The 21,713-nt window shown below is 68.0% G+C and carries 21 protein-coding genes and 1 pseudogene; 12 read left to right on the top strand and 10 right to left on the bottom strand.

Annotated elements, in window-relative coordinates; genetic code table 11:
• The 3 genes and pseudogenes from VN779_RS01095 to VN779_RS01085 all read left to right on the top strand — a co-directional run.
• Window positions 1-466: pseudogene (locus VN779_RS01095) on the top strand (hypothetical protein); the annotation flags it as partial.
• Window positions 463-1,380 (top strand): amidohydrolase family protein, encoded by a 918-nt coding sequence (locus tag VN779_RS01090; protein ID WP_325719216.1) that lies wholly within the window; start codon window positions 463-465, stop codon window positions 1,378-1,380. The pseudogene VN779_RS01095 and the gene VN779_RS01090, both read left to right, overlap by 4 nt.
• 153 nt (window positions 1,381-1,533) lie before the next feature.
• A complete protein-coding gene (locus VN779_RS01085; RefSeq protein ID WP_349260581.1) occupies window positions 1,534-2,505 on the top strand; it encodes an aldo/keto reductase in 972 nt (323 codons plus the stop codon).
• 10 nt (window positions 2,506-2,515) lie between these two features.
• Here VN779_RS01085 and VN779_RS01080 read toward each other — a convergent pair whose 3' ends face one another.
• Complete coding sequence (locus VN779_RS01080) at window positions 2,516-3,028, bottom strand: GNAT family N-acetyltransferase (protein WP_325719212.1); 513 nt, start codon at window positions 3,026-3,028, stop codon at window positions 2,516-2,518.
• An 83-nt stretch (window positions 3,029-3,111) separates the two neighbouring features.
• Here VN779_RS01080 and VN779_RS01075 point away from each other — a divergent pair, with 83 nt between their 5' ends.
• The 4 genes from VN779_RS01075 to VN779_RS01060 all read left to right on the top strand — a co-directional run bounded on the left by VN779_RS01075 (window position 3,112) and on the right by VN779_RS01060 (window position 5,855).
• Window positions 3,112-3,633 carry a putative immunity protein gene (locus tag VN779_RS01075; protein WP_325719210.1) on the top strand — a complete coding sequence of 174 codons (522 nt, stop codon included), beginning with the start codon at window positions 3,112-3,114 and terminating at the stop codon, window positions 3,631-3,633.
• 195 nt (window positions 3,634-3,828) lie between these two features.
• Window positions 3,829-4,623: a GNAT family N-acetyltransferase gene (locus tag VN779_RS01070; RefSeq protein ID WP_325719208.1), complete on the top strand. Its 795-nt coding sequence runs from the start codon at window positions 3,829-3,831 to the stop codon at window positions 4,621-4,623.
• On the top strand, window positions 4,620-4,841 hold the full coding sequence (gene infA / locus VN779_RS01065) for a translation initiation factor IF-1 (RefSeq protein ID WP_325719206.1): 222 nt from the start codon (window positions 4,620-4,622) through the stop codon (window positions 4,839-4,841). Before VN779_RS01070 ends, infA begins: the two co-directional genes overlap by 4 nt.
• A gap of 303 nt (window positions 4,842-5,144) precedes the next feature.
• Window positions 5,145-5,855, top strand: coding sequence for a VOC family protein (locus VN779_RS01060; protein ID WP_325719204.1), 711 nt, complete (start codon window positions 5,145-5,147; stop codon window positions 5,853-5,855).
• Here the strand turns inward: VN779_RS01060 and VN779_RS01055 are convergent.
• The 3 genes from VN779_RS01055 to VN779_RS01045 all read right to left on the bottom strand — a co-directional run bounded on the left by VN779_RS01055 (window position 5,827) and on the right by VN779_RS01045 (window position 7,423).
• Window positions 5,827-6,441: a DUF488 domain-containing protein gene (locus tag VN779_RS01055; RefSeq protein WP_325719202.1), complete on the bottom strand. Its 615-nt coding sequence runs from the start codon at window positions 6,439-6,441 to the stop codon at window positions 5,827-5,829. The two genes, VN779_RS01060 and VN779_RS01055, sit on opposite strands and share 29 nt — an antisense overlap.
• Before the next feature lie 100 nt (window positions 6,442-6,541).
• The gene (locus VN779_RS01050; RefSeq protein WP_325719201.1) at window positions 6,542-6,979 is read right to left on the bottom strand and encodes a hypothetical protein; all 438 of its coding nucleotides are present in this window, start codon (window positions 6,977-6,979) and stop codon (window positions 6,542-6,544) included.
• A gap of 3 nt (window positions 6,980-6,982) precedes the next feature.
• Window positions 6,983-7,423: a MarR family winged helix-turn-helix transcriptional regulator gene (locus VN779_RS01045; protein ID WP_325719199.1), complete on the bottom strand. Its 441-nt coding sequence runs from the start codon at window positions 7,421-7,423 to the stop codon at window positions 6,983-6,985.
• A gap of 484 nt (window positions 7,424-7,907) precedes the next feature.
• On the opposite strand from VN779_RS01045, the gene VN779_RS01040 reads away from it, so the two are divergent.
• The 5 genes from VN779_RS01040 (at window position 7,908) to VN779_RS01020 (ending at window position 17,380) form a co-directional block, all read left to right on the top strand.
• On the top strand, window positions 7,908-11,540 hold the full coding sequence (locus VN779_RS01040; RefSeq protein WP_325719198.1) for a glycoside hydrolase family 3 C-terminal domain-containing protein: 3,633 nt from the start codon (window positions 7,908-7,910) through the stop codon (window positions 11,538-11,540).
• Window positions 11,541-11,800: 260 nt separating this feature from the next.
• Window positions 11,801-13,288, top strand: a complete 1,488-nt coding sequence (locus VN779_RS01035) for an arabinofuranosidase catalytic domain-containing protein (protein WP_325719197.1) — start codon at window positions 11,801-11,803, stop codon at window positions 13,286-13,288.
• A gap of 160 nt (window positions 13,289-13,448) precedes the next feature.
• Window positions 13,449-14,042: a SigE family RNA polymerase sigma factor gene (locus VN779_RS01030; RefSeq protein WP_325719195.1), complete on the top strand. Its 594-nt coding sequence runs from the start codon at window positions 13,449-13,451 to the stop codon at window positions 14,040-14,042.
• Complete coding sequence (locus tag VN779_RS01025) at window positions 14,039-14,827, top strand: hypothetical protein (protein WP_325719193.1); 789 nt, start codon at window positions 14,039-14,041, stop codon at window positions 14,825-14,827. The genes VN779_RS01030 and VN779_RS01025 overlap by 4 nt, the downstream gene beginning before the upstream one ends.
• Before the next feature lie 105 nt (window positions 14,828-14,932).
• The gene (locus tag VN779_RS01020) at window positions 14,933-17,380 is read left to right on the top strand and encodes a putative bifunctional diguanylate cyclase/phosphodiesterase (protein ID WP_325719191.1); all 2,448 of its coding nucleotides are present in this window, start codon (window positions 14,933-14,935) and stop codon (window positions 17,378-17,380) included.
• Window positions 17,381-17,504: 124 nt separating this feature from the next.
• On the opposite strand, the gene VN779_RS01015 is transcribed toward VN779_RS01020, so the two are convergent.
• From VN779_RS01015 to VN779_RS00990, 6 genes are all read right to left on the bottom strand, one after another.
• The gene (locus VN779_RS01015) at window positions 17,505-18,737 is read right to left on the bottom strand and encodes an RNA polymerase sigma factor (RefSeq protein ID WP_325719189.1); all 1,233 of its coding nucleotides are present in this window, start codon (window positions 18,735-18,737) and stop codon (window positions 17,505-17,507) included.
• Window positions 18,734-19,057: a YciI family protein gene (locus tag VN779_RS01010; RefSeq protein WP_325719187.1), complete on the bottom strand. Its 324-nt coding sequence runs from the start codon at window positions 19,055-19,057 to the stop codon at window positions 18,734-18,736. Before VN779_RS01010 ends, VN779_RS01015 begins: the two co-directional genes overlap by 4 nt.
• Before the next feature lie 77 nt (window positions 19,058-19,134).
• The gene (locus VN779_RS01005; RefSeq protein WP_325719185.1) at window positions 19,135-19,752 is read right to left on the bottom strand and encodes a dihydrofolate reductase family protein; all 618 of its coding nucleotides are present in this window, start codon (window positions 19,750-19,752) and stop codon (window positions 19,135-19,137) included.
• A 206-nt stretch (window positions 19,753-19,958) separates the two neighbouring features.
• A complete protein-coding gene (locus VN779_RS01000) occupies window positions 19,959-20,306 on the bottom strand; it encodes a hypothetical protein (protein WP_325719183.1) in 348 nt (115 codons plus the stop codon).
• Between the two features lie 147 nt (window positions 20,307-20,453).
• Window positions 20,454-21,209 (bottom strand): peptidylprolyl isomerase, encoded by a 756-nt coding sequence (locus VN779_RS00995; RefSeq protein WP_325719181.1) that lies wholly within the window; start codon window positions 21,207-21,209, stop codon window positions 20,454-20,456.
• A 4-nt stretch (window positions 21,210-21,213) separates the two neighbouring features.
• Window positions 21,214-21,615 (bottom strand): glycoside hydrolase family 11 protein, encoded by a 402-nt coding sequence (locus tag VN779_RS00990; RefSeq protein WP_325719179.1) that lies wholly within the window; start codon window positions 21,613-21,615, stop codon window positions 21,214-21,216.
• Window positions 21,616-21,713: the final 98 nt, after the last annotated feature.

Below are 21,713 nucleotides of genomic sequence, written 5' to 3'. Positions count from 1 at the left end.
CCAACTGACCTGGGGCGGACCACAAGTCATCTACAACGGCGGCCTGCAACAAGCCCGCGTGCGCTACTACAACGCCGACGCCCAACGCCCCGGACTACCACCGAACGTCGCCGCCCTCGTCTCCAGCATCGACCCCGAGGCGACAGTGCTGGAACTGATCAATCTCGACCCGGTTCGCACGCGCACGGTAATCGTGCAGGCGGGCGCCTTCGCGGAGCACACCATCCGCACCGCGCAATACTCCACGTGCGAAGACGAATCGTGGATCGGTGACCTCTACGACTACGGGCACACCCAGCCGCAAGAGACCGCAGCTTCGACTGACGTCGACGGCCCCTGGCTCACCGTCGAACTTCCCCGCTCGACACGCGTGCGTCTGACGCTCCAACTCGAATTGCGCGCCCGCCACCCCTCATATCGCACACCTTTCGACGACCAGTCTGAGCAGTCAGAGGCGTCACGATGACTGCACGATATCAGGAGGCGGATTCAGTGGGTTCAGTCGACCCGGATGCCGGGCCCGTGCTCGACTCGCACGTCCATTTTTGGGACCCGCAGCACCTCAGCTATGCGTGGTTAAGCCAGGCCCCGCCGCTCAATCGTCCCTTTACGCCGGACAACTTCGCCGCGCTCCATTCCGCGACCGTCTCAGCGATCTTTGTTGAGGCGGGGGTGGACGCGCAGCACTCCGTTGCGGAGGTCGAGTGGGTGCGCGACCAGGCTCGGCAGTGCCCGTGGATTCTCGGTGCGGTAGCGCATGTCCCGCTCGAAGACCCGGTACTTGCCGAGGCTGCGATCCGCCGCTACGCCGACGATCCGTTCGTGGTCGGCGTGCGCCGCAATGTCCAAGACGAGGCGGCCGGGTTTACGACGGACGCTGCCTTCCGCTCGGGGATACGCCGGCTCGGCGAAGCGGGGCTGCCGTTCGACGCCTGCGTTCGCGAATATCAGCTTCCTGAATTGGTCGAGCTTTCGGCGGCCTGTCCCGAGACGACGATCGTCCTGGACCACCTCGGCAAGCCCCAGTCGGCCGCTGCGGGATGGACGCCATGGCGCGAAGCGCTACGCCGACTTGCCGGACACGACAACGTCGCGTGCAAGCTCTCGGGTCTGGCGACCGAGATCGACGCGGACACGCCGCGGCCGCTCGTGATCGCGCTGCTGCGCGAGGCCCTGGACGTCTTCGGCCCCGAGCGCTGTCTGTACGGAGGCGACTGGCCGGTGATGACGCTGGCCACCTCGTACGGGAACTGGCTCGATCTGGTCCGCGAAGCGCTCACCGCGTATCCGGCCGCGGTCGCCGACGCCGTGCTGCGCACGAACGCGCAGCGCGTCTACCGGCTGCAGCCGGTTCCCTCCTCTAGAACACCGGAAGCGTGAAAGGGCTCCCGTGAAGCGACTAGCTCAAATCGCCAGGCTGATACCCGAGCGGCGTGAGGAGTATTTCGCGCCGCACCATCCTCCCCATCGACGGAGGCTGGCTCGCCGATGAGCTCGATCCACTCTTCCGGAGAGCTGAAGAAGATGATCAAGATGAATCAGCGTTCGATCACCGGCACCGCGCTGACCATGACCGAACTCGGCTTCGGTGCCTCCGTCATCGGCAACCTCTATCGGCCCGCCACCGACGAGGACGCCGCAGCGGCAGTTGCCGCCGCCTGGGACTGCGGCGTCCGCTACTTCGACACCGCCCCGCACTACGGCCTGGGCCTGTCCGAACGACGACTCGGTGCCGCGCTGCGCCACTACCCGCGCGACCAGTACGTCGTGTCCTCCAAAGTCGGCCGGCTGCTCGTGCCCAACGAAAACCCCAGCGGCCAGGACAGCGAAGGCTTCGCCGTCCCCGACACGCTGCGCCGCCAATGGGACTTCAGCAGGGACGGCGTCCTGCGCTCTATCGAGTCCACCCTGAACCGCACCGGCCTGGACCGCGTCGACATCGTCTACCTGCACGACCCGGACGACCATTGGCAGCAGGCCGCCGATGAGGCGATGCCCGCGCTCGCGCAACTGCGCGACGAAGGCGTCGTCGGCGCGATCGGCGCCGGCATGAACCAGAGCGCGATGCTCGCGCGCTTCCTGCGCGAGACGGCCGCCGACCTGGTCATGCTCGCCGGCCGCTATACCCTGCTCGACCAAGGCGCCCTCGAGGACGTCCTGCCCGCAGCACTCGAACACCACAAGAGCGTCGTCGCGGTCGGCGTCTTCAACTCCGGCCTGCTGGCGAACGACCAACCGGCAGCCGGCATGAAATACGACTACCAGGACGCCCCTGCAGAACTCATCGCTCGCGCGAAAGCCATCGCAGAGATCTGCGAGCGACACGGAACCACGCTGCCCGCCGCCGCAATCGCGTTCCCCCTCGCCCACCCCGCCGTCGTCAACGTCACCCTCGGCATGCGGACGCCGCAGCAGGTCGCGCGCAATGTGGGGCTATTCCGCGGCGGCGTGCCCGACGCGCTGTGGGCGGACCTGCGCGCCAACGGCCTGATCAGGACCGCGTGACCGCTGCCCGTCAGACGATCGCGGGGCTGCGCCGCTCGATCAGGACTACGTCGCGCCACACGCCATGGTGACGGCCGACCTTCTGGCGGGTGCCGACCACGCGAAAGCCGCACCGCTGATGTAGGGCGAGACTCGCGCTGTTCTCCGGGAAGATCCCGGATTGAAGTGTCCAGATTCCCGCCCGCTCGGTGGACGCGATCAGTGCGTTCAGCAGTGCGGTGCCCACGCCGCGGCCGCGCGCTTCGGCATGCACGTAGACGGAGTGCTCGACCACGCCCGCGTAGACGCAGCGCTCGGAGACCGGGACCACAGCTGCCCAGCCGAGCACCTTCCCCGACTCGTCGAGCGCGACTAAGCGGTGCTCAGGCAGCTTCGCGGCGTCGAACGCCGCCCACTCCGGGGCGGCGGTCTCGAAGGTGGCGTTGCCTTCGTCGATGCCGGCCTGGTAGATCGCCAGCACTTCCGTGGCGTGCGCGTCCGTCATCGCAGCGATGCGCACTGCGGCCTGCGCGGGTGCACTCATGTCGATGCCAGCCTCCTTCGCTGCCTCGCTGGCAGTACTCTACCGAGTCGGTTCGGCTCAAGATCTCGTGAGAGTGTGGGTTCGTGCCGATCCTGCCCAAAGACCGCGACCCGCGGCTGATCACGCTGCGCCGCGGCGGAACGCTGACCGACGAAAATCACCAGCTGCTCGCACAGTGGGCGGCCCTCTGCGCGGAGCACGTTCTGCATCTCTTTGAGCAGGCCCAACCGGACGACACCCGCCCACGCGACGCGATCGAGGCCGGTCGTGCTTGGGCACGCGGCGAGTTGCGCATGAGCGACGCGCGCATGGCCGCGTTCCCGGCGAACGCCGCTGGACGTGACCTGCCCGTACCCGCGAAGTATGCGGCCCTCGCGGCCGGACAGGCAGCGCCGGTCGCGCACGTCGCCGCGCACGCCCTAGGCGCCGCGGCCTATGCGATCCGGGCCGTCGCCGCGACAGCCTCGAAGGGCGAGGAGGCTGAGGCGGTCCGCATCGCGGAACGGGATTGGCAGCGGGAACGTATCCCCGCGCAGATCCGGGAACTCGTGCTCGATGACCAGCGGCGCCGCAGTGCGATCTGCTGGAACATGTTCGACGACTGACCGGCTTTTGTGGCAAACGGTTTGGGAAAAGCCTCGCGCGGCTGCTACTGTCGCGGTCGGCCGTGTACTTTTCCGCAGGAGGTGAGACTCGTGAACCTAAACACCCACGGGTGCTCCCTCAGCTCGTCACGGTCCTGCGGCTGAACCAGGTGTCGCCGGGAGCCCTTGTGATCGAGGCTCCCGAAGGAGACACCGATGGACTACAAACCTTTGAACACTGATCCGAGTCGAGCCGCGCTGGTCATCACGCGCGTGGCGGACGGCCAGTGGCACGCCCTCGAAGACGATCTGGTGGTCGGTCGCGGGCATGCCGCGCGCAGGCCGGACGGACGCCATTTCGTCAGCATCGACGCCTGGCATGCCGACACCTTCGACCACCTGGCCGAGGCGATGCTGGCCGACCTGCCCGCTCCCCTCTTCACGCTGGTCGACGAATCCGATCTCGAGTCCAGCGCCAACTGGCAGCGGGCCGGATTCACGATCCGGCGACGCGAGTGGGACTTCGTCGTACCGACAGACCCGAGCGTCACAGGGCTCGACGACGTGCGGCCGCCGTCAGGTGTGCGGATCCTGCCCGCCGGCGCGGCGGATGAGGATCAGCTGCGCGCGCTGGATCGGGCGATTCGCGCAGACGTCGATGCGGGCCCCGGCTGGCAGTCGATGCCCGCCGAGGTACGCCCGCGTCCCGCCGGAGACACCATCGTCGACCCGGCCCGGTACACGGTTGCCGCATCGCCGGAGCGATACCTGGGTCTGGTCCGGCTGGTGACGGCGACCCGGCGGCCGCGCATCGGCTTGATCGCGGTGCGGGCCGGTGAGCAGCGCCGTGGCATCGCCCGCGCGCTGCTGTCCCACGTGCTCGGCACCCTGCACCGCAGCGCAATTCCCACGGCGTCAGCCGAAGTAGACCAGTCCAATACGGCCGCCTTGGCCTTGCTCGAAGGCATCGGCGGCCGCCGAATCAGCAGCAGTCTGGAGTTAGGGCGATGAAGAAGCAGACCGACGGCATCGAACTCGAAGGGCGCGTGGTCGAGTGCCTGCGCAGCGCGATGTTCACCGTGCAGCTAGACAACGGGCACAAGGTGCTCGCGCATATCAGCGGGAAGATCCGCAAGAACTACATCAAGATCCTGCCGGAAGACCGGGTACTGGTCGAGCTCACGCCGTATGACCTGACCCGCGGCCGGATCGTGTTCCGCTACCGGTAACGAGGGCACGAACCGCGGGCGAGTGTTTGCCCCGGGCTAGTACTGCTGACGCTGCCGGCCGCCGACGTTCTCGGCGGCCGGCAGCGTCGTCCCGGCCATGCGCCGCATTACTTCACCAGCCTCATCAGGGTTCGAGGTCGACTACGCCACGGCCGCTCATCACGCTACGTCGAACGGGCACAGAGTAGACACCGTAGACGTCCTTCCCTCGGTAATCTGTGATCTTGGCTCTGCACCAACCTGACAAGACAGCGCCGCGGATTGTGACGCATGATGAGCGGTGACCCAGGAGGGAGTGTCCGAATGATCGGCACGTTGCGCGCGGTGGTGCTCGACGCACCCGACGTCCGGCAGCTCGCCGCGTTCTACACCGCGCTCGGCGGGTGGAGCGAGCTCGACGCGGACGACGAATGGATCACGCTGGAGACCGGTGACGGCTGGCGCATCGCGGCCCAGCGCAGCCCCGGCCATGTGCCGCCACAGTGGCCCGACCCCGCGTACCCGCAGCAGGCGCATCTCGACCTGCGGGTGCCGGACCTCGACGCCGGCCTGGCCAAGGCGGTCGAGCTCGGCGCCGAACTGCTGCGCAAGAACGAGACCTGGTACACGCTGGCCGACCCGGTCGGGCACCCCTTCGACCTGTGTCTCTTTCCGGCGAAGCAGGAGACCACGCTCATGGGCGTCATGCTCGACTGCCCAGACGCCAAGGAGCTGAGCGCGTTCTACGCGCAACTGCTCAGCAAACCGGTCACGTTCGAGGGCGAGGGCGTGGCGATGATCGGCCAGGACGGCGCGCAGCCGGTCATGTTCCAGCAGGTCACGGATTACCGCGCGCCGCAGTGGCCCGATCCCGCCCATCCGCAGCAGTTCCACATCGACGTCACGGTCGACGACATCGACGCGGCCGAGGCGGCGGTTCTTAAGCTCGGTGCCACCTCGCTCGACTACAGCGGGGAGAACTGGCGGGTATACGCCGACCCGGCTCTTAAGCCCTTCTGCCTTTGCTGGGACTAGGCCGCGTGTAAGAAGTAGCGTCGGGAGCCTGGTCCGGTGAGCTCGCGGGCTCCGCGCCGTCGTAAACGAGCAGCCCATCCGGGCGCAGCCGGACCCCGGCGGTTGTGATGTGCGCCGTGAGCCTGCCGTCGTGCATGAGGTGCTGCACCGGCACGCGGCAGGCCAGGACGGCGTAGTCGGCGATCAGCCGGCGGTGACACCGCCACCACACGGCTTCGCTGCACATCACCGCCGTGCGGATTGCGTCTGTCTGCGCCAGCAACTCGTTCATCGCGGCTAGAAAGTCGGGTTCGCGCGTGTAGCCGGCGTAACCCCGGAAGGATGCGTTGCGCCACACGGTGTCGGGCGAGTCGGCGCTCGGGCGGCGGAAGCCGCCCAGCCGCTTCTCCCAGCGATAGCCGATGCCCGCTTCGGCGAGCCACGCCTGTAGTTGAACCCGGCCCACGTCCGGGTTTCGGCGGCTGCCGGGCGCGCTGCGGACGTCCACCACCTGCTCGATCGCCGCGCCACGAAGCAGCGGGGTCAGCTGATAGCGGTCGGCGGTGCCGTGGCCGACGGTGAGAAGGGGCGCTGGTTGCTCTCGCATCGCTCGTTGCCTCGTGCCCGTATACCGCCCTGTTCATTCGTTGGAACCGGATCGAACGGACGCTACGGCTCGACGGCGCGCGCTTGATCGCGAGTCATGATTAGGCGTCTGCGGCCGTCCAAGGGAATGGCGCCAGGTCGGGCGCGACCCAGCCGGTCCTCGCTTCATCGCGAGCCAGTGTCGCGGGCCGGTAGAAGCGGGTGAGCAGCCTCTTATCGAACAGATCAGGGTGCGCATCGGCGAACGCGTCGAACCCCGCGCCGTCCGCGTGGTCGACGTGGTGGCCGACGAGTTCGACCCAGGCGCGGCTGACGGTGGCGTTGTACTTCTGGGGAGCGCCTGCGTATCGGGCGACACCCTGTATGCCATCGCTCACCAGGCGTGTCGCGGTCGCCGTGCCGTAGCGGCGCACGGCGAGCCAGGTCACGTGGATGTGCTGGTGGTGCCCGAACCGGTCAGCGCTCGCCATTACCTCGGCCATCAACTCCTGGAATGGCGATGGTGCCTCGGCTCGCGGATCGTGCTCGCGCTCGTGCATGGTCTAGCCCTCCCTTATCAGCGCACTGACCACGCTGTGGAATCCGGCAATCGCCTCGACTGATAGGGCGCCGAGCGCGCGTCGCTCAATATCGGCGAGGGAGCGGGTGATGACGGCGGCGGCTTCGCGTCCGGAGTCGGTCAGTTCGATCAGAACGGAGCGCCGGTCCCCGGCTCGAACGCCACGCGTGATGTGGCCGCGACGTTCGAGCCGATCGAGCACGCTGGTGAGCGTGGTGGGCTTGACTCCGACCGCGGCGCCGAGCTGGGACACCGTGCGGCTCTCACCATCGGCGAGGTTAGCCAGAGCATTGATCTCAGAGGCGGTCAGATCGAGATCGACGAGATCGGCGGCGATCAGCTGCAAGGTGGCGTGCGTGGCCCGTTGGAGGGCGAGCAGCACCGATGCGGGCGCCGGAGTCGATGATACGCTTTCGGAGTTCACGATATCGGATATTACGATATCGGTTTAATGCTGGCAAGGTCGCAGTCCGGAGGTGGCCGTGAGGCTCCTGACGGCGGCGACGCCGGTCCTCGTGCCCTGATTCTCGCCCTGAGGCTCCGTAAACGTTCCGAGCATTCGATGAAACATTGCGGCAGCAAGCGAGCGTGATCTCGAACGACATTTGCAGACCCCGACGATTGCGCTCCTGACCGTGCTGTTCAGAGGCACCTTAGACGCTAGTCGCATGCTCCACCTCCGCTCAATCGGCTCGGCTTGTTCCGCAACATCCGGTCATTCGAAGCCTTGACACACTTTTCCGAGGCGACAACACTCCTTTCTCGGCGCCCTGTGACACCCCCTTCGACGTCGGAGATTTCCCGATCCCGAGCGCGGGCCAGCTAGTGGATCGCGTGTTAGCGCTCACAAATCCGTCACTCGACGGCTCCCGCATGCCCATCGCACTTCCGCGTTGCAAGGAGGCAACATGATCCTGACCGGCTCGTCTCGGCGGGCAGTGGCGCTATGCGCCGCCGGCCTGCTGACGACCACGCTCGCGGTGGCAGGAACCGCGCCACCCGCCGCGGCCGGCGCCAGCGGCACGGTACCGATCTACCTCGACACGCATTACTCCTTCTCCGAACGGGCCGCCGACCTGGTCTCGCGGATGACGCTCGCCGAGAAGGTCGCTCAGCTGCATACCAACAGCGCGCCGGCTATCCCGCGACTCGGCGTACAGCAGTACACGTATTGGAGCGAGGGCCAGCACGGCATCAACACCCTCGGTGCGGATTCGAACAACGGCGGGGCGAGCGGCGGAGTGCACGCCACCAGTTTCCCAACGAACCAGGCCTCGACGATGTCCTGGGATCCGGCGCTCGTCTACCAGGAGACCTCGGCCATCTCTGACGAGATCCGCGGCGAGCTGGACAAGTCGCTGTGGGGCGTGGCCCAGAACAACATCGGCCCGTCCGCGAGCGACTACGGCTCGCTGACGTTCTGGGCGCCGACCGTCAACCTCGACCGCGACCCGCGCTGGGGCCGCACCGACGAGGCCTTCGGCGAGGACCCGTACCTGGTCGCCCGAATGGCCGGCGCGTTCGTCGACGGCTATCAGGGTGAGACGCTTAGCGGGGCACCGACTTCGAAGTACCTGAAAGTGGCGGCCACCGCGAAGCACTTCGCGCTCAACAACAACGAGAACAACCGGCACGCCGACTCGGCCAACGCCAGCGACGCCGACATCCGCGATTACTACACCGCGCAGTTCCGCAGCCTGGTGGAAGACTCGCATGTCTCCGGCCTGATGACGTCGTACAACGCCATCAACGGCACGCCGTCGCCCGCCGACACCTACACCGCCGACGCGTTGGCCCAGCGCACCTGGGGCTTTGGCGGCTACATCACCTCGGACTGCGGCGCCGTCGGCGATGTGACCGCTCAGTCCAGCCACAACTGGGCGCCGCCCGGCTGGACGACCTCGGTCGTCAACGGCACGAGCACGTGGACGAACACCGCCACCGGCGTGCAGGTTCCGGCCGACGCGGGCGGGCAGGCTTACGCGCTGCGCGCCGGAACAGACGTCAACTGCACCGGCGGCGACGCCACGCTCGGCAACATCGAGGCGGCGATCAAGGCGGGGATTCTGAGCGAAGGCGTGATCGACCACGCACTCGTCCAGCTGTTCACCGTGCGCATGCAGACCGGCGAGTTCGACCCGGCGAGCAAGGTCTCTTACACGCGGATCACCAAGGCGCAGATCCAGAGCCCGGCGCACCAGGCTCTGGCCGAGAACGTGGCCGCGAACTCCTTGGTGCTGCTCAAGAACGACCCGCTGCCCGGCACCTCCGCGACCGTGCTGCCGGCTAACCCCGCGGCGCTGAACAACGTCGTGATCGTGGGCAACCTCGCCAATACCGTCACCCTCGGCGGCTACTCCGGCGACCCGGCGCTCCAGGTGAACGCGGTACAGGGCATCACCGCCGCGGTGAAGGCCGCGAACCCTAACGCCACCGTCACCTTCGACGCCTGCGGCACCTCCACCACCGCGACCACCGCCGCCGCCTGCTCCGCGCAGACCCAGGCCGCGATCAAGAGCGCGGATCTGGTCGTGGTGTTCGTCGGCACCGACGCGAGCACGGCGGGCGAAGGCAGCGACCGGACCAGTCTCGCCATGCCCGGCAACTACGACTCGCTCATCAGCCAGGTCGCCGCGCTCGGCAATCCGCGCACGGTGTTGTCCATGCAGACCGATGGGCCGGTGGACATCGAGAACGTGAAGGGCGACTTCCCCGCCATCGTCTACAGCGGCTACAACGGCGAGAGCCAGGGCACCGCGCTGGCCGACGTGCTCTTCGGCAAGCAGAACCCGAGCGGGCACCTGGACTTCACCTGGTACAAGGACGACTCGCAGCTGCCGCCGATCGGCAACTACGGCCTGAGCCCCGCGGACACCAACGGCCTTGGCCGCACCTACCAATACTTCACCGGTACCCCGACCTACCCCTTCGGCTATGGCCTGAGCTACACCAGCTTCGCCTACTCGAAGGTGCACGCCACGCGCGCCGCGAACGCCAACGGCAAGGCCACGGTGCAGTTCGACGTGACCAACACCGGCACCGTCGCGGGAGCCACGGTCGCGCAGCTTTACGTCAGCTCCCCCGCCACGGCCGGCGCGCAACTGCCCGCCAAGCGGCTTGAGGGCTTCGCGAAAACCACCGTACTCAAGCCTGGAAAGACCCAGCACCTGTCCATCACCGTGGACGTCTCAGACCTCGCATTCTGGGACGCTCAGCAGCACAAGAACGTCGTGTACGACGGCGCCTACACGTTGCAGCTAGCCGCCAACGCCGCGGACCCGATCGCCTCCGCTCCGCTGCGGGTCTCCGGCGCGATCACCCCGCGCATCCAGTACGTGACGGTGCAGCCCGACCAGGTCGTCTTCACCCCTGGCGACAAGCTCGACCTGACCGGCAAGAACCCGTGGATCGCCGACGACACCGCGCAGGCCGCGCAACATCAGAGCGCGGACAGCATCGTCGAGGCCGTGGACAACAACGAGTCCTTCGTCAACCTCGCCGGAAAGCACGTCAGCTACAGCAGCAGCAACCCGGCCGTGGCATCGGTCAGCCGCAGCGGCGTCGTCACCACGCACGCCAACGGGACCGCGTCGATCCGCGTGACCGTCGACGGCGTCACCGGCACGACGCCGATCGTCGTACACGAACCGCTCTCCATGACCGCCCCGGCCGTAGTCGTGCCAGGCGGCACCTTCACCGTCAGCACCACGACGGCGAACCCGAGCGGCGGCGAGAGCCTGCGCAACGCCGCCTTCAGCCTCACCACGCCCGCCGGCTGGACGGCCACTGCGAGCACGCCGACGTCGTTCCGTACCGTCGCGCCGGGTCAGACCATCACCAGCAGCTGGACGGTGAGCGTTCCGGCCGACGCCACGCCGACCCAGACCGCGCCAGCGGTGACCGGTCAGCTCACATTCACCGACGCCACCGGCCGCCACAGCGAGAACACCGGCACGACGGTCTCGATCCCCTATCCGTCAATCGTCGCGGCGTACACCAATCCCGGTGTCAGCGATGACTCCAACACCACGCCAGGCAACCTCGACGGCGGCGGCGCCAGCTACTCCGCCCAAACGCTCGCGGCGGCCACGCCCAGCATCACCCCCGGCGCCAAGTTCACTCACGACGCACTGAGCTTCACCTGGCCTGACGCCGCATCAGGCACGCCGAACAACATCGTCGCCGAGGGCCAGACCGTCCCAGTCTCCGGCACCGGAACCACCCTCGGCATCATCGGCACGGCCGATTACGGCGCCGCCTCCGGCACTGCCGTGATCACCTATTCCGATGGCACCAGCCAGTCGTTCAGCCTCGCCTTCAACGACTGGTGGTCGAACTCGCCGACCAGCGGAGGCGACATCCTGGCCACCTTCCCTTACCTGAACAACGCGAGCGGAGCGCTGCACAACCAGGTCAGCCTCTACACGGACACGGTGGCGCTGACGCCCGGCAAGACAATCAAGTACCTGACTCTACCGAATGTCGGCGCGGCGCTCATCAACCAGACGGCGATGCACATCTTCGCCATCGCAGTCGGCTAGCCATCGGCTAACCACCCGAGAAGTACCGGGCGGGTCGGACGCGGTCTGCGCACCGCGTCCGGCCCGCCCTTTGCGTGAGTCGGCCGAGACATGGGATGAAACTTTCGGCAATCGCGGAGCTATCCAGGAGGTTTACCGCCTGCCAGCGTCTCGATTGTTGCGGGCGATGGGATGGGTTGCTATCGATGTGACCGACTTAGCTACGCTCGCCGATTCGGATCCGACCCCTGAGTTTCGTACTCATCATCGCAGGAGGCTTAGTGAGTACCCCTCTTCGCCGACCATGGCTGGCCGCCGCGAGCGCCATCGTGGTCGCCGCCGCGGGCGTGACAGTCACCGCGGTGACGTCCGCGCAGGCCGCGGCCGGCTGTCAGGTCACTTACAGCGTCTCAAGCCAATGGCCCGGCGGCTTCGGCGCGAACGTGTCGATCACCAACCTCGGCAGCCCGATCACCTCCTGGCAACTGTCCTGGTCATTCGGCGCGGGACAAACCATCCAGCAACTCTGGAACGGCAGTTACACCCAGTCCGGCGGCAACGTCACCGTCACCAACGCCTCCTACAACGGCTCCCTCGCCACCGGCGGCAACACCAGCTTCGGGTTCAACGGCGCCTGGAACGGCAGCAACCCGAACCCGACCGCCTTCACCCTCAACGGCACGCTGTGCACCGGCGTCCTCAGCAGCGGCACACCAACGCCCACGCCGACCGCGACGGCGAGCGCATCGGCTTCGCCGTCGATGTCAGCGTCGGCTTCGCCATCAGCGTCCTCGACCGGAAGTCCGCCGCCGCCCAGCCTGCCCTGCGACATCTATGCGGCGGGCGGCACGCCGTGCATCGCGGCGCACTCGACGACCAGGGCGCTGTACGCCTCCTATAACGGCCCGCTGTACCAGATCCAGCGCGCGTCAGACCACAGCTACTTGAATATCGGCCTGGTCAGCGCGGGCGGCGTCGTCAACGCCGGCCCTCAGTCCACCTTCTGCTCGGGCACCAGCTGCACCATCACCAAGCTCTACGACCAGTCCCCGCAGCACAACGACCTGCCGATCTCCTCGGGCGGCTTCTGGCACGGTCCCGGACCGAACGGCTCCGACATCGGCGCGAACGCCATGGCGCTGCCGATTAACGTCGGCGGGCACAGCGCGTACGGCGTCAAGGTCACCCCCGGCGTCGGCTACCGCGTCGACAACGCCAAGGCGGCTCCCACCGGTGCCCAGCCTGAGGGGATCTACATGGTCACCTCATCCAACAACGTCAACCAGTACTGCTGCTTCGACTACGGCAGCGCGGAGAATGACCACAGCGACGACGGCAACGCCACCATGAACGCCATCTACTGGGGCACGGCCTGCTGGTTCGGCGGCTGCGTCGGCTCCGGCCCGTGGGTGGGCGCGGACCTGGAGAACGGAATGTTCTTCAGCACCCAAGGCTCGCAGAAGAACCCGAACTACCAGGGCGTGCACTTCCCCTTCGTCTCGGCCTGGGAGAAGAACAACGGGACGAGCAACTTCACCCTGAAATACGGCAACGCCCAAAGTGGAGGCCTGACCACACCGTTCAGCGGGCCGCTGCCCAACGGCTACTCGCCGATGAAGGTGCAGTCCTCCCTTGAGCTGGGCACTGGCGGAGACAACAGCGTCAGCGACTACGGCGAGTTCTTCGAGGGCGCCATCACCGCCGGCTATCCCTCCGACGCGACCGAGAACGCGATCCAGACCAGCATCGTGTCCGCGGCCTACCAGTAAAGACCGGCCTACCAGTAAATCGGTCTGCTGATCGACCCGCCGGCCGTTGCTCGACTCCCGTGATTCGGGAGTCGAGCAACGGCCGGCTGCTGCGACGGCACCGAGGCAATCCTGAGGCTCCGGACGCGATCGGTAACCTGACCCTGCTACATTCCCCGGCGTGCGCGAAGAAGACGACGGGTCCGCCGCGGCCGGACGAATACGCGGCGGCGACCGCGCCGCGTTCGACGCGTTCTTCGCCGCGCACTACCGTGAGCTGGCCCGCTTCGCGTACCTGCTGACCGGCGAACACCACGCCGCCGACGACGTGACCGCCGAAGCGCTGGCCGAGGCCTGGAAGAACTGGCCCCGGGTCGCCGGAGCCGACCGGCCGCTGGCCTATGTGCGCCGCATCGTGGCCAACCTCGCCGCCGACCGCACCGCCCGGCTAGTGCGCGAGCGGCGCAACTGGCGGCTGTGGAGCGCCGGCCGCAGCGAGCATGCCGATTCTCCCGACGCGGACGCCGCAGTCGACCTAGGCCGCGCCCTGCTTCGCATCCCCGCGCGTAAGCGCGCCTGCGTCGTGCTTCGCTACTACTACGGTCTGAGCGAGCAGGAGACCGCGGCGACGCTCGGCATCGCCGTGGGAACCGTCAAGAGCCAAAGCGCCCGCGGTCTGCAAGAGCTCGCGCAGCAGTTGCGCGGATCGCGCGCCGCCGCGGCCGAGGTGCGCGACGCCGGCCGCCGACCCACGCCGGAAGGAGCGACCCGATGAACCGCCCGCGATCCGGCGATTCCCTGCGAGACCGCGCGTGGCTGTCCGGCGCGCTGCACGAACAGGCTGACCAGCACGAGGCGGATCTCGGCCGCATCGAGGCGAGATTCAGCCGACTGAGCAGCACCGAGTCCCGCCGCGCCGGGCGCCGCTTCGAGCGCCCGCTGCGCCTGCGGTTGATCGGCGTCCCGCTCGGCGTTCTGGCGGCCGTCGCCACGACGACAATCGCGGTGGGCGTGACCCTGCGTATCAGCGACCGACCCTCGCATCCTGCGAATCAGGCCGTGGCGTCGCCGCGTGCGACTCACCCGGTCGAACAACGCCAATCGGCTTCTCCGGCTCCAGTCCACCCGGCCGGGAGTGCCTCTGCCCGTAGCCAGGCCACCCCGTCCGCGTCGCCGGGACCGGTGACCGCGACGGGAACGCTGGACTCGCACAGCAACCAGTACTGGACGCAGGAAGATCTGACCGTCACCACGACCCACGCCATTAGGGCACTGCGAGTCACGGTCACCGTCTCCGGCGGCGCCACGGTGCAGTCCACCGGATCATGGACCACGATCCTGCCGCAGAACATTGACAGCTCGGTCGATCCCACAGCCAGTGGCCTGACATACCTGTTCACCCTCAAACCCGGCCAGACACTCCAGCCGGGCAGCTACGCCTTCGGCTTCCAGTTCAACCGGCCCAGCGGGCACGCCTTCGGTCTCGACACCTACTCCGTCTCCGCGACCGCCACCGACGAGGCCAAACCGGCGTCGGCTTCCGGCAGCTTCGCGGGGTGACCCGCCGTAGGCCGTCCGGCGACCTGGCACTGCGCAAGTAGTTCACAAATGCCGTGATGCTCATATCATGGCTGGGTATCCCGTGAACTCGGAGCTCGCGGTTCGGTGGCCAAGTGCGGATTGGTCGGCGCGATGGACAGCGGAGATCGACGGGAAGGGCCAGGCGAGGGCGCCGCGCGCGACGTACCTCCCCAAAGCACGTCATCCGCCCCGGACCAGCACGGCACCGGGCAGCTCGACCCGGCACAAACTGACCCAGCGCAAACCGACCCAGCGCAAACCGACCCAGCGCAAACCGACCCGGCCCAGCTGGACCAGATCTGCCTGTTCAACCTGCTGTCGGCCTGCGCGGACACCATCTACTTCAAGGACCTGCAATCGCGGTTCATCCGGGTCAGCCGAAGCCAGGCGGAGCTCATCGGCGCCGAGTCGCCCGCGGCCATGCTGGGCCGGACGGACTTCGACTACTTCTCACCGCGGCATGCCGCCGAAGCGTTCGCCTACGAGCAGCGGATCATCCGGACCGGGCAGCCCATCACCGACCTGCACGAATGGAACGTGCGCTTCGGCGAGCGCGAATGCGTGCTCAGCTCGACCAAGCAGCCGCTGCGGGACTTCTCCGGCCGGATCATCGGCACGTTCGGGATCACCCGCGACATCACCGCGCGCAAGCACACCGAGCGGGAACTGCTGGCCAAGACGCAGGAACTCGAGCGAATCGGCCGCGAGATGCGCACCCTGCTCGAATCCAGCCCGGATCCGATGTCCAGGATCGGGCGCGACCTGCGCTACACCTACGTCAACCCCGCGGCGACCGCACTGGCCGGCCTGCCTGCCGAAGCCTTCATCGGCCGCACCAGCGCCGAGCTGGGCTTCCCCGAGGACTACACCCGCGTGTGGGAGACGGCGGTGCGCCGCGTGCTCGCGACCGGACGACCCGCGGACGTCGAGCGAAGCCTCGTGCTCGGCGGAACCCGCCGCTTCCTGGAGTCGAGGATCGTCCCGGAGTTCGACGAGGCCGGCGCCGTGTGCGGCGTCCTCGTGGTCAGCCGGGACCTGACCGAGCGCAAGCGCGTCGAGGAGGCGCTCGCGGAACAGGCGGTACGCGACCCGCTCACCGGGCTGGCCAACCGCCGGCTGTTCGTCGAGCGCACCAACCGGGCACTTTCCGCGCCGCTCGGCACGGACAGCCTGCTCGCTGTGCTGTTCCTGGACCTGGACCGGTTCAAGGTGGTCAACGACAGCCTCGGTCACGCCGCCGGTGACGCCCTGCTGGTCGCCGTCGCCACCCGGCTGCACGCCGCCGCACGGCGCACCGATCTGGTGGCGCGGTTCGGCGGCGACGAATTCGCCGTGCTGTGCGAGCGGCTGCCGCTGCGCACGGACGCCGCCGCGCTGGCTGAACGGATCAATCGCGCGCTGGCCGAGCCGTTCTACCACGCCGGCCAAGAGATCCACGTGAGCGCGAGCATCGGGATCGCGACCTGCGCCGGCGACGCGGCAGCCGGCGCAGGGTCGGCAGCCAGGCAGGAGCCCGGGCCGGATTCCGGGTCCGCAACCGCATTCGAGTCCGCTTCCGCCGCGGACGCCGACGCGCTGCTGCGCGACGCGGACGCCGCCATGTACCAGGTCAAGGCGCACAGCAACGGCGCCGGCGGCTATCAGTTCTTCACCAACGCCATCCGCGAGCAGGCCGTCTCCCGGTTGACCGTCGAGACCGAGCTGCGAGCGGCGTTGGAACACAGCGAGTTCCGCCTCTTCTACGAGCCGATCTACGCACTGCGCCACCGTCGCCTCATCGGAGCGGAAGCCCTGATCCGCTGGCAGCATCCGCAGCGCGGACTGCTCCCGCCTGCCGAGTTCCTGCCCGTGGCCGAGGAATGCGGACTGATCGTGCCAATCGGGCGCTGGGTGCTGCATCAGGCGTGCCACACACTCGCGGCGTGGACGCGTACCTTCCGCCGGGCCCGCCCCACGGACTCCGCGCGAGCACCCATCATGGCCGTGAACCTGTCGGTCCGTCAGATCGGCGACCCGCAATTCGCCGACGAGGTCGCCGCCGTGCTGCGCCGCCACGAAATCGATCCCGCGCAGCTCACCCTGGAGATCACCGAAACGGCGGTGCACGACGCGCAGTTCTCGGCGGGCACCGTCCTGAAGGCGCTCTCCGCGCTCGGAGCGCGCATCGCGCTCGACGATTTCGGCACCGGCTACTCATCGCTGATGCACCTGCGGCAGGCTCCGGTGAACATCCTCAAGATCGACCGGATGTTCGTCAGCGAACTCGGCCGGACCGGGCAGGACCAAGCCATCGTGGCCGCGGTGATCGCCATGGCGCGCGCCCTGGACCTGACCACGATCGGCGAGGGAATCGAAACCGTCGAGCAGTACGACGAACTGTGCGAACTCGGCTGCGATCAGGGGCAGGGCTACCTCTTCTCACCGCCCATGACCGCCGAACTGTTCCAGGCCACGCACCTGTCGCGGGCCATGCTGCAGACATCAGAGGACAGTGATGACGCCGTCACTCGGGTCGAGGACGTTGTCAGCTAGCTGCGCCACGCGCGAGCCTTGCGTCGTTCAGCCGGGCGAACCGGTCACCCGAACCACGATCTCCAGCCAGCCGCTGAACGACGGCTCGCCGGTCTCAGCGGGCTGACGCGACGGCCCGGCGCGACTACACCAGCTGGTCGCGGCGGCGGGTGAGGTAGGCCGTCTCCGCGGTATTGCCGGCCAGTTCGATGGCTTTGTCATAGGCCGCGCGCGACTCCCGACTGCGGCCAAGCCGACGCAGCAAGTCGGCGCGGGTCGCGTAGTAGGCGTGATAGCCGGCCAGCTTGTCGGCAAGCCGGTCAACGGCCGCCAGCGCCACCTCCGGGCCGTCGAGTTCGGCGACCGCGATCGCTCGATTGAGGGCGACGATCGGCGAGGGGTCCAGCCGCGCCAGCTGGTTATACAGCGCGACGACCTGCGACCAGTCGGTGTCGCGCACGTCGCGGGCCGACGTGTGCACGGCGTTGATCGCCGCGAGGATCTGGTAGCGACCGGGCGCGACCCCGGCGGCCAGGCGCTCGCGCACCAGTTGATGGCCCTCGGCGATCAGGGTCGTGTCCCACGCTCCACGGTCCTGTTCGGCCAAGGCGACCAGTTCGCCGCGCTGCGAAACGCGGGCGCCGCGGCGCGCCTCGATCAGCAGCATCAGCGCCAGCAATCCGGCTACCTCGCCATCGGCCGGCATCAGTGCCCGCATCAGGCGGGTGAGCCGGATCGCCTCGCCGGTTAGCTCGCCGCGTACCGGACCGGTGTCGGGGCCGGTCGCGAGGTAGCCCTCGTTGAAGACGAGGAAGAGCACGGTGAGGACGCCGGTCACGCGGGTCGGCAAATCCTCGGCGGACGGCACTCGATACGGGATGCGCGCCGCCTTGATCTTGGCCTTCGCGCGGGTGATCCGCTGCCCCATCGCGGCCTCCTGCACCAGGAAGGCGCGGGCGATCTCGGCCACCGTCAGGCCGCCGAGCATGCGCAGCGTCAACGCCACGCGGGTCTCCATCGCCAGCGCCGGGTGGCAGCAGGTGAAGATCAGCCGCAGTCGCTCGTCGTCGATGGGGCCGAGAGGCTCGGGCGCTTCGTCCTCGTACAAGAGCTGAGCCTCCTTCTGCCTGTCGTCGCGCTTGCTCTCGCGCCGGATCCGGTCGATGGCCTTGCGGTTGGCGGTGGTGGTCAGCCAGGCGCCGGGGTTGGGCGGCACGCCGTCGCCCGGCCACCGCTCCACGGCGGTGGTGAATGCCTCGGCCGCCGCCTCCTCGGCGATGTCGAGGTCGCCGAACCGTTTGGCCAGGGAGGCGACCACCCGCGCCCACTCCTCGTGGTGGGCCCGGGTAATCGCATCCGACACGTCGATCACGCTCACAGGAACGGCCGCACCTCGACCTTGCGGTTGCAGGCCTTCGACCCCTCGGCCGCCAGTTTGAGCGCCACGTCGAGGTCAGCAGCCTCGATGATCCAGAAGCCGATGAGGAACTCCTTCGACTCAAGGAACGGCCCGTCGGTGAAGATCGCCTCATCGCCGCGGTTGTCGACGGTCGTGGCTGTGTCGGGCACCCCGAGGCCGCCGGCGAAGACCCAGTGCCCCTCGGTCTGGAGCCGGTCGTTGAATACGTCGATCGCGGCGTCCTCCTCCGCAGTGGCGAGGCCGGGCCGGTCGGTGATCACGGAAAGCAGGTACTGCATTTCGAGTCCTCTCCAGGTGTGTTGTGTTTAAGCGTCTCGTGTTTACGGGGCCGGTCTTCTGCTTCAGGGTCGCGCGCTCAGGAGTCGGCGCGCGCGTAACGCGGGCGGCCGTTGGGCCGGTAGACCTGAATCGTCACTCCCCCGGGTGTGGAGCGCGATTCCACCAGTTCGAGCGCTACGTCGGGGCCGTTTTCCGGGAAGAGCCGGGTGCCCTGGCCGAGGATGACGGGGCAGACCAGCAGGGTGACCTCGTCGACGAACTGATTGGCCAGCAGCCAGCGGACCAGCGCGCCACTGCCGTGCACCTGCAGCTCACCCGCCGCCGTGGACTTCAGCTCGCGGATGGCGGCCGCGAGGTCACCGGACAGCACAGTCGTGTCCGCCCACCGCGGTTCGGCCAGCGTGTTCGAAGCCACATACTTGGGCCGCTTGTTCAAAGCGACCGCGATGGGGTTGGCGTCGGGATCGGCCGCCATCCCTCCCCAGTAGCCGGCGAAGACCTCGAAGGTCCACCGGCCGAACAGGAACGCGTCGGCGCGCTGGTAGACCTCGTTCAGATACGCCCCGGCCTCACCATCCCACGCGTGCCTTTGCCATCCGCCGCGCTCGAATCCGCCGACGCGGTTCTCCTCCGGCCCGCCGAGGCCCTGCATCACTCCATCGACGGTAGTCATCGTGACGGTCGTCAGCTTCATGTCGGACTCCGGTGCTCGCGGGCGGCCCCTCGTGGGCGGCCTCACCCCTGCTACGAACGCCGTCGCGCCAATCCGACAGCCGCTGCCGGAATTTTTTGGCGAGGTTTTCCGTCCGCGGCTCCCGACGTCGCCCAGGACGCGCGAACGCCGTCCCTGATCCCGAGGAAAGATCAGGGACGGCGTTCGCGGCGTCGGTCGAGCGCGGCTCAGTCGAGCCAGGCGCCGACGGCGTCCCGCAGCCGGTTTATCGCCTCGGGCAGTTCCTCGGCGCCGCTCACCAGGCGTTCGAAGGCGTCGATCCGCGCGTCCACGACGTGGCGGCCGGGCGCGGCGGCGCACAGTTCCGAGCCGATCGCGGCGAGTTCGTCACCGGCCGCCGCCTGCGCCGCACGTTCCAGGACGCCGCGCCGCTCCTCGAAGGTCCGGGCCAGATCGTGCATCGCGGCGCCGACTTCCTCGCGCGGCGTGACCGGCGCGCGGCGCAGCCGGTTGGAGATCGCGTTGAGCATGGCGCCGCCGCCTAGGAAGACGAGTTCGAATTTCTCCTTGGCCACAGGTCCCCTCCATGTGTGCATCGGATCGGCTGGTTGTTTCGCGAGTACGAACACAGACTCGAACCGAACCGGCGCTCGCGCAAGAGCGGGCGCGTATTCTCGCGAAGGGCAACGCTGCGCTGCTCGACTGACGATCTCTCCGACGCTCTACCTGCTCGCGTGAACGTCCACGTCGCGCAAGCCCACGTACAGGTTCGGGTAGCCGTCGCCCGGGTTGTTCTGGTCGTCTTCACCCGCCGCGGCGATCTTCTTCAGCACGTCGAGGCCGCTGATGACGACGCCGAACGGCGTGTAGTTCGGGTGCAGCGTGGTGTCCTTCCAGGTGAAGAAGAACTGGCTGCCGTTGGTGTTCGGGCCCGCGTTCGCCATCGCGACCGTGCCGGCCGGGTATGTCGCGCCGGCCAGGTTCTCGTCGTTGAACGAGTAGCCGGGTGCGCCGCTGCCGGTGCCCGTGGGGTCGCCGCACTGTAGGACGTAGATCCGCTGGGTCGTCAGGCGGTGGCAGTGCGTTCCGTTGTAGAACCCGTGATTGATCAGGTAGCGGAACGAGAACGTAGTGCACGGCGCGGCGCTCGTCAGTGCCCTAACGGTGATATCGCCCTGAGTGGTATGGAACACGACGGTGTACGGCCGGGCGGCAGCGACCGGATTGAAGACTGGGATGCCTTTGAAGCGGTCCGCGGGGACTGCCGGGACGAACCCGCACTGGTCCGCGGCTGTCGTCCGAGCGCGTGTGGTGGCCGCGGGCCCGCCGGTATCGGAGCGGACCGAGGATAGGCCCAGCCTGCCTTGCGTGGTCGCGTTGTCGGCCGCGGCGCTGGTGGCCACACCGGCGAGGCCGATCAGCAGGGCGGCCGCGGCGGCGATGCGGCCCTTGCGGCGGGTGATGCCTGGCGTCAGCATGATCTCAGCTCCCTGATGGCTGGTTCTGGACGCTGATGCCCTTCCCGCAATGGACCGCGCTATAACACCCGCTGCTCCGACGAGGCGACGGACAGGTTGGCTCGGAACTGGCAGCTGGGTGTCGATGATTGTGGTCTGATTCGCATAGGTGTGGGAAACCTTCACTGAGTCGGAGCGCGGGCGGATGGTTGACCTGCAGGCGCTCGTAGATCTTGTACGTGTCGCCGTCGCTGGTGATCTGGCCCTTGTAGACGCCTGAGCCCGGCGTGGAGCCGTTGTAGTCCTCCATCACGTAGTACTCCACCAGCGGGTTGGTCGACCAGCCGTAGAGCAAGACGCGGGTGGCGCCGCCGGAGGAGTGCATGCTGCCGGAGAAGCTGACCGCGTTCTGTTGCAGGATCGGCACATCTCTTCGCGGATCTTTCCGCAACCTGCCGCCGTAGACAGACGTCTGTGATGGAGACAACGACGGGCTGTCGTGCCGTCATCATCGGGTCGCGGAAC

It is taken from the genome of Actinocrinis sp., assembly GCF_035605935.1.
Taxonomy (GTDB): Bacteria; Actinomycetota; Actinomycetes; order Streptomycetales; family Catenulisporaceae; genus Actinocrinis.
Note: the sequence above shows the minus strand (reverse complement) of the source record. Positions and strands in the feature narration are given on the sequence as shown.